Origin of the sequence: Azohydromonas lata NBRC 102462 (genome assembly GCF_001571085.1) — a bacterium.
GTDB classification, from domain to species: Bacteria; Pseudomonadota; Gammaproteobacteria; order Burkholderiales; family Burkholderiaceae_C; genus Azohydromonas; species Azohydromonas lata.
The window spans coordinates 37,844-44,835 of record NZ_BCTC01000054.1 but is presented as its reverse complement, the minus strand read 5'-3'; the positions used below and the strand labels follow the sequence as shown (position 1 = coordinate 44,835).

The window sequence follows — 6,992 nt, the reverse complement described above, 5'->3', positions numbered from 1 at the left end:
ATCAAGACGCGGCTCATGGGCGGCGACGGCGTGTGCACCGCCGAGCTGCCCAAGCTGGCCGCCGGATCGCTGGCCGACGACGCGGTGGTGTGCGCCATCGCCGGCGGCGTGGACGCCTCGCAGCGCGCCGCGCTGGACAAGTTCAAGGCCGACTACAAGAAGCGCTTCGGTACCGAGGTGCAGATCTATTCGCCCTACACCTACGACGCCACCCTCGCCATGGCGGACGCCATGGCCAAGGCCGGCTCGGCCGAACCGGCGAAATACCTGCCCGTGCTGGCCGGCAATGCCTACAAGGGCGTCACGGGCACGGTGGCCTTCGATGCCAGGGGCGACATCAAGAACGGCGCGCTCACGCTCTACACCTACCGCAACGGCAGCGAGCGCATGGAGCTGGCGGTCGTCCGCTGAAGCCGCAGCCCCGTCCCCCTGCGGCCGCCCGGCGTGGAGCCCGCCCACGGCACGGCGACAATCCCGCCCATGGCACAAGGCAAGCGAACCTCCACCGACATCTCCCCGCAGGCCCTGCAGGCCATACGCGAGTTGGGCGCCGCCGCCCGCACGGCGCGCACCGCCGCGGGCGAAGGCCAGTCCGCCGCCGCGGCGCGGCTGGGTGTGCACGTGCAGACCATCGGCCGCATCGAAGCCGGCGAGCCGGGCGTGGCCGTTGGCCACGTCATCGGCCTGCTGGCGCTCTACGGCTTGGGCGTGGCCGTGCAGCCGCAGGGCCAGACAGCCGAGTCCTGAAGCGGACGGCGCGGCGCCGCCGGGCGTGTCATCCCTGCTCGCGCGCCCAAGTCGAGGGACCTTCCTCCAGGGCGCGGTTGAGCGCGTGCGCGGCGCTGATGAGCGCCAGGTGCGTGAGCGCCTGCGGGAAATTGCCCAGCTGCGCGCCGCTTGGGCCCAGCTCCTCGGCGTACAGGCCCAGGTGGTTGGCGTAGGTCAGCATCTTTTCGAAGGTCAGCCGCGCCTCGTCCACGCGCCCGCAGCGCGCCAGGCATTCCACCAGCCAGAACGAGCAAGGCGTGAAGGCGCCCTCCTGGCCCTGCAGCCCGTCGATGTTGACCACGCCGCTGGCGCTGGTGGTGGAGTAGCGCGCCACCAGCCCGTCGATGCTCAGCTCGCGCCTGATGGCCTCCAGCGTGGAGAGCCAGCGCGGGTCCGTTGGGCTGACGAACTTGACCATGGGCATGAGCAGCGCCACTGCGTCCAGCGTGTCGCCGCCGCGCGTCTGGACGAAGGCCTGTTTCTCCGGGTTCCAGAACTCGGTGAGGATTTGCAGCGCGATGGCGTCGCGCGCCTGGTACCAGCGCGCCCAGGGCGTGGGCCGGGCAAAGCGCCGCGCCATGCGCAGCGCGCGGTCCAACGCCACCCAGCTCAGCAGCCGCCCGGAGAGGAAATCGCGCCGCGGCCCGCGCATTTCCCAGATGCCCTCCTCCGGCTGGTCCCAGTGCTCGCACCACCAGTCGATGCGCTGCGACAGCCCCTGCCACACGTCGATGGAGGCGGACACGCCGTGGTGGTCGGCCATGTACAGCGCATCGACCAGCTCGCCCAACACGTCGAGCTGAAGCTGCCCCGCCGCCGCGTTGCCCACGCGCACCGGACGCGAGCCGCGGTAGCCGGCCAGGTGCGACAGCTCCACCTCCTGGCCGACGTGGCGCCCGTCCACGGCGTAGAGGATTTGTGGCGGCTCGCCGGCATGGTGGTCCAGGGTGCGTTCGTGGGCCCAGCCGATGAAGGCCTCGGCCTCGCCCGTGTAGCCCAGCCGCATGAGGGCGTAGACGGTGAAGGCGGCATCCCGTATCCAGCAGTATCGGTAGTCCCAGTTGCGCTCGCCGCCCACGTGCTCGGGCAGACCGAACGTGGCCGCGCCGATGATGGCGCCGTGGTCAGCCGAGGACAGCAGCTTGAGCACCAGGGCCGAGCGCTGGACGATCTCGCGCCAGCGCCCGCGGTAGCTGGAGCGCTCGCTCCAGCCGCGCCAGAAGCGGATGGTGTCCTGGAAGGAGCGCTGCACGAAGTCGTCGAGCGGGCCTTCGCTGGGCCGCTCCTGCACGCACTCCAGGACGAAGGCGACCTCCTCGCCCGCGCCCAGCTCCACCTGCAGATCGACGTCGCCGTCGCGCACGGCCATCTCCACCGTGGCGCGCAGCCGCAAGGGGCCGGGCGCGGCCGGGTCGCCGAAGACGGCGCAGCGACCGTCCTGCGACAGCCGGGCCGGCAGCAGGGCGCGCGCATAGTCGAAGCGGGGCGCGCACAGCACCCGCAGCGCCAGCCGCCCGCGCACGCCCTGGATGCGCCGCACCAGCGCGCTGCGCGGCGCGCCGGTTTCGGACACGGGCATGTAGTCCGTCACCTCCGCCATCCCCGCCGGCGACATGAATCTCGTCACCAGCACATTGGTATCGGGCAAATACATCTGCCGCGTGCGCATGTCCTGGTGCGCCGGGCGCACGCTGAAATGCCCACCGCGCTGCGGGTCCAGCAGCGAGAGGAAGACGCTTTCCGAGTCGAAGCGCGGGAAGCAGAAGAAGTCGATGCTGCCATCGCTGCACACCAGCGCCGTGGTGCGCAGGTTGCCGATGACGCCGTGGGATTCGATGTCCGGGTAATGCACCGACCACCCGGGGCAAGAGGCGTTCCGCACCCGGGAAGGCACAGGGCGCCCTGCGCCGCGCCCACCCGGTCTACCCGGCCCACCACAGGGGCAGCCGCTTACAGCCGGCTCAGCAGCTCCGCCTTCTTGGCCGAGAACTCCTCGGCGGTGAGCACGCCGCGGGCGTGCAGCTCGGCCAGCTTGTCTATGGCGGCGAACACGTCCAGCCCCTGCGGCAGCCCGCCCGCGGCACTGTTGGACGGTAGCGGTGACTGCACCGGCGCCGGCGAAGGCGGTTGCGCCCCCCAGGCCGCGGGCGCGGCCTGAACCGGCGCCGGTGCGGCCGGCGCCTGCCCGTCCACCGACACCACGGGCAGGCTGACCACGTCCACCAGGCCGTACTGGCTGTTGAAGCTCAGCGAGCCGCTGCCGGACTGCTGCTGAGAAAAGCCGCCAATGTGGTGGTCCAGCGTGTCGTAAATGGTCACGCGGCCATTGACCTCGATGGCCAGCCGCCGCGCCTGCGAAAAGTAGGCGTAGCGCACGCCGTTTTGGGCGCCCGTGGCGTCGGGCCAGCGCAGGCTGGGCCCCCACCAGTCGCCGCCGCCCGGCGCCGGGACGAACAGGCTGGCGCCGCCGGACGCGGAAAAGCCGCCGGGCGACGGCTGCGCCCCGCCGCTCCACGACGACTGCTGCTGCCCGCCCTGCCCGCCGTAGCCGGACCCCTGGCTTTGCGTTTGAAAACTGCCGCTTTGCACCAGCCCGGGTTGATTGGCCACCAGCGCCGAGAGCTCGTTGCACAGGCCATCCACCCGCGCCTTGAGCGCGTTGTTGAACATGTCGGAGACCATGGTCATGCCGCCGCGCATCCACTGCCCGGCGCCGCCGAACTCCGGGTGGCCGAACTGCGCCATGGAGCCGTTGCCCTGCACCACGGACCACAGCATGGACGTCACGGCCTCGCTGCTGAAGCCGTGGCGGCGGGCGATGTCGTCTAGGGCCTGGCGGCCTTCGGGGCTGAGTTGTTGCATCAATGACCTCTTGCGGGATGCCTTGCGGCGGTACCCGGATGAATGCGCCGGCGGCACGGGATGTGCCGGCGGCGCACGCCGATTGTCGGCGCCGCGCCCGCCTCAGCGCCGCAGCCCGTGGCGCTGGTGCCACTCGGCCAGCGACTCGTCGGGGTACTCGTCGAAGCGCGCGTCCTGCGGCTGCACGCTGGCCTCCACCCAGGCCGGCTTGGAGCCCAGCATCATGTGCGTGGACGACGGCGGCACGGGCAGCGGCGTGTCCACGGCCCCGGCGTGCGGGTGCACCAGATCCGGCCAGGTCGGGTCCCACAGCCACAGCGCCGTGCCGCAGTGCTTGCAGAAGTGGCGCTCGCCGCTGCTGCGGCTGCCGTCCTCCATGCGGGCGCGGTAGACGCTCAGGTGCTCGCGCCCCTGCACCTGCAGCGTGGCCTTGTCCGCGCCCAGGTTGATGGCAAAGCCGCCCGTGCCCGCCGTCTTGCGGCAGATGGAGCAATAGCAGCGCATGAACGGTACGGGCTCGTGCGACTCGACCGAGAAACGCACGGCGCCGCAATGGCAGGAACCTTGGAGATGCATGTCAAACCGCTCCCGGGGTGAAACGGCGGCGCGCCGCCCAAAGCCGCCACCTTGTACCGGCGAGGCACGCCGCATGGTTCAAGGCGGCAGCCCATGTGTATCCAGCGGTGAGGTCAGGCGCGGCCGATCAGGACCGCTCGGCGCTTTCGAACATGCGGGCGGCACGGCGGCGGATCTCGTCTTCCGGCACGTCCTCAACGTGGGTGGCAATGTGCCACTTGTGGCCGAACGGGTCTTTCAGCGCGCCGCAGCGGTCGCCGTAGAACTGGTCGGCCACGGCCATGGTGAGCGTGGCGCCAGCGGCCACGGCACGCTGGACGACGCCGTCCACGTCCTCCACGTAGAACATCAGGCTGCAAGGCGAGCCGCCCAACGTGGACGGGCTGTAGGCCTGCCACTGCGGCGCCTCGTCATGCAGCATGAGCACGCCCTGCCCCACGCGGATCTCCGCATGCATCACCGAGCCGTCAGGCGCCTGCAGCCGCATCACTTCCTGAGCGCCAAAAGCCTTTTTGTAGAACTCGATGGCCTGCGCCGCGCCCTTGACCGTCAGATAAGGCGTCACGGACAGGTAGCCCTCGGGAATCTTTCGCACCGGGTCAGCCATGGCTTGCATCCTTTCGGCGGGCCTTGAAAACCAAGCGCCCAACCGCGGGCCGCACCAGTGCCACGGCTGGAACACTGTATATACATACAGCATAGCGGGCACGACGACGGAATCAAGCCCTGCACACCGGCGTGCCCGACACATCCTTTTTGCCGCTCGGCGCGCGGCGAATCGGCGGCACTGGCCTTGTCGGTTTGGCGAAGGCCGCACGGCCGGGTATTCGAGTGAGGCCGGACTTTCGTCACCATCTATTTGCGGCTGGAGATGACGAGACCGTGGACCGACCCCGTGCGGCAGCCTCGCAAGGCATCAGGCGGAGAATTACCCGCCATGCAGGTGACAGGCTCAAACCCGGGTGGGACCCATCCCCCAGGGACCTTGATACCAAATGCGATTTTGTTGCCGCCGGCAACAGCCGGCCCATGGCAGGACAGCGGGGTGATTCAAGGCTGCGGCATTCGCAATTCCTGGCCGCAAATCCGGCTTATGCCGAAGAGTTCCGGTATGCCGTTACACAGTGATGAAGCCAGTCACACGATGAACCGCCTGTAGCCGGCTTGCCGAACCGGTTGCAGCCGTGATTTCCGTAACGATTCGCTGATGCGCAGGCCACGGAAAAAGCCTTCCCCTCTGATATGGGCAGGTTGGGCTGCAAATGCTTGCATCTGGCCGGCATCCCGCGGTTGACACGTTGAAAGACCGATCCGGACCACCGTGCCGCACCGCGGCTACAAGCCGACCCATATGGAATTGCGAAATTGTGCCTGCCCCACCGTCAAGGCCTGTTGGCGCCCGAATGCCGGACCGGCTTCAGGATTTTTTGCCGGCTCTTTGGCGGCGCACAGTCAGCACCGGAAGACCACCCGGGGAAAACCCAGCACTTTTCGAAGCCCGGAGGACGGATTTAAGGCTTGTATAAGTCTTGCAGAGGTGCTTGCCTGGAGAAGGCCGGGCCGCCAGCCGCGGAAAAATGCTGCACCGCAATATGGCGCAGGGCTGCAGGAAAATCGCCGGTCGCTCTGATGAGCCCGCTTCAATGGCGCAAAAGTTGCCAGGCCGTGGATTGCCGTTCCGTCGTGGAGCCCAGGGAAGATGGGACATCCGAAGATTCGTCGCGGCCCAGTGCATTTGTTGCACCTTCAATCCAGCCGCCGAACCAATCCAGCGCCTCGAACGAACCATGCGTGTATGGGCAGTTGCCGGCGAAAACTTCGCCGGCCATGAAGCCGGCCGTCCAGGCCCTTGTATCCATGCGGCGCATGGGTTTCCTCCGCGTCCTTGCTGCTGGCGTGCAAGCTGCCCGGAATTGGGATGCGCGACGCTTCGCCTCCCCCGTGCATCCCTTGCCGCACGCGTTGCCAACAAGTATCGGGAGGTAGCCGATCGTTCTGAGCTGAAGCCGTTGTTAATGTGTGACGTTCTGTGCTGCCCGCGTTGCAAACGCTTATGGGTCCGCGCCTAGCAGCCGCCACGGATCGGATCAAGCTGAATGCTCAAAACTCCGGCACGAACATTTCGCCACAGTGCTCCCGGCTTTAAGGTTGGCGTGAAGAACTTCACAAAAGGCGCAACCCTCACCGGCTCGGCGAAAGTTTTCTTCCCGGGCGTTTAAATCCGGAAAAACATCGTTTTGATTACAAATTGTTTCCAATATCCGGACTTGCGGTGGAGAGGTCCCCTCTGAGGCTGCTGTGTGCCTCCCCAGAAACAGGGGAGGGTCGGGGAGCCAGTTTGTTGCCGATGACGGTCGAACAGGCCGGCACGGAATCGGCAGAAAGTGCTGCGGTATTTGAATCAAGAATGATGGCTCAATGGTGTCCGACCTTTAAGCCGCCTGTGCGACGAATTCATCCACTGCGAAGGCGCAGGGCAAATCACGCGCGCCCCGCGTCTCGGCATGCGGCCGGTCTTGGTAATGCGCGGGAAGCACGGCTGATGCCGGACAAGTTTCCTCACGCAGCTTGTGGAATCGGCGCATTCCGAAATGAGACCGGCATGGGCGACGGGCAGGCAATACGACCGCAGCGTGTCTTTGTCACGGCATGATTCTTTTCATGGGCCTGTGACACACAGCGGCAAACCCTGTACTTGCTGAATGCGCCAGGGTCAGCCAAGGCCGTATTCACGGTGGACCTCAAAGAGGGCCGGGAACTGAAATCAGGCACCGCTGCCATGCCCT

7 protein-coding genes are annotated in these 6,992 nt (G+C 67.4%); 2 read left to right on the top strand and 5 right to left on the bottom strand.

What is annotated here, in order from left to right:
- Both ALA01S_RS18520 and ALA01S_RS18515 read left to right on the top strand, forming a co-directional pair.
- A partial coding sequence (locus tag ALA01S_RS18520; RefSeq protein WP_157119112.1) for an ABC transporter substrate-binding protein occupies nt 1-411 on the top strand: 411 nt, incomplete at its 5' end.
- A gap of 69 nt (nt 412-480) precedes the next feature.
- Nucleotides 481-747, top strand: coding sequence for a helix-turn-helix domain-containing protein (locus ALA01S_RS18515; protein WP_066339316.1), 267 nt, complete (start codon nt 481-483; stop codon nt 745-747).
- 28 nt (nt 748-775) lie between these two features.
- On the opposite strand, the gene ALA01S_RS18510 is transcribed toward ALA01S_RS18515, so the two are convergent.
- The 5 genes from ALA01S_RS18510 to ALA01S_RS33210 all read right to left on the bottom strand — a co-directional run bounded on the left by ALA01S_RS18510 (nt 776) and on the right by ALA01S_RS33210 (nt 6,074).
- A complete protein-coding gene (locus ALA01S_RS18510; protein WP_066339313.1) occupies nt 776-2,620 on the bottom strand; it encodes a glycoside hydrolase family 15 protein in 1,845 nt (614 codons plus the stop codon).
- A 98-nt stretch (nt 2,621-2,718) separates the two neighbouring features.
- Complete coding sequence (locus ALA01S_RS18505) at nt 2,719-3,630, bottom strand: SHOCT domain-containing protein (protein ID WP_066339310.1); 912 nt, start codon at nt 3,628-3,630, stop codon at nt 2,719-2,721.
- Nucleotides 3,631-3,732: 102 nt separating this feature from the next.
- Nucleotides 3,733-4,206 (bottom strand): GFA family protein, encoded by a 474-nt coding sequence (locus ALA01S_RS18500; protein WP_066339302.1) that lies wholly within the window; start codon nt 4,204-4,206, stop codon nt 3,733-3,735.
- Between the two features lie 127 nt (nt 4,207-4,333).
- Nucleotides 4,334-4,813 (bottom strand): VOC family protein, encoded by a 480-nt coding sequence (locus ALA01S_RS18495; RefSeq protein ID WP_066339320.1) that lies wholly within the window; start codon nt 4,811-4,813, stop codon nt 4,334-4,336.
- A gap of 1,033 nt (nt 4,814-5,846) precedes the next feature.
- Entirely contained in the window at nt 5,847-6,074 is a 228-nt protein-coding gene (locus ALA01S_RS33210; RefSeq protein WP_157119111.1) for a hypothetical protein, read from the bottom strand.
- Nucleotides 6,075-6,992: the final 918 nt, after the last annotated feature.

Bases quoted from the DNA above. Each gene is read 5' to 3' on its own strand.
- ALA01S_RS18515 (WP_066339316.1), top strand. From the start codon at position 481: ATGGCACAAGGCAAGCGAACCTCCACCGACATCTCCCCGCAGGCCCTG.
- ALA01S_RS18505 (WP_066339310.1), bottom strand. From the start codon at position 3,630: ATGCAACAACTCAGCCCCGAAGGCCGCCAGGCCCTAGACGACATCGCC.
- ALA01S_RS18500 (WP_066339302.1), bottom strand. From the start codon at position 4,206: ATGCATCTCCAAGGTTCCTGCCATTGCGGCGCCGTGCGTTTCTCGGTC.
- ALA01S_RS18495 (WP_066339320.1), bottom strand. From the start codon at position 4,813: ATGGCTGACCCGGTGCGAAAGATTCCCGAGGGCTACCTGTCCGTGACG.
- ALA01S_RS33210 (WP_157119111.1), bottom strand. From the start codon at position 6,074: ATGCGCCGCATGGATACAAGGGCCTGGACGGCCGGCTTCATGGCCGGC.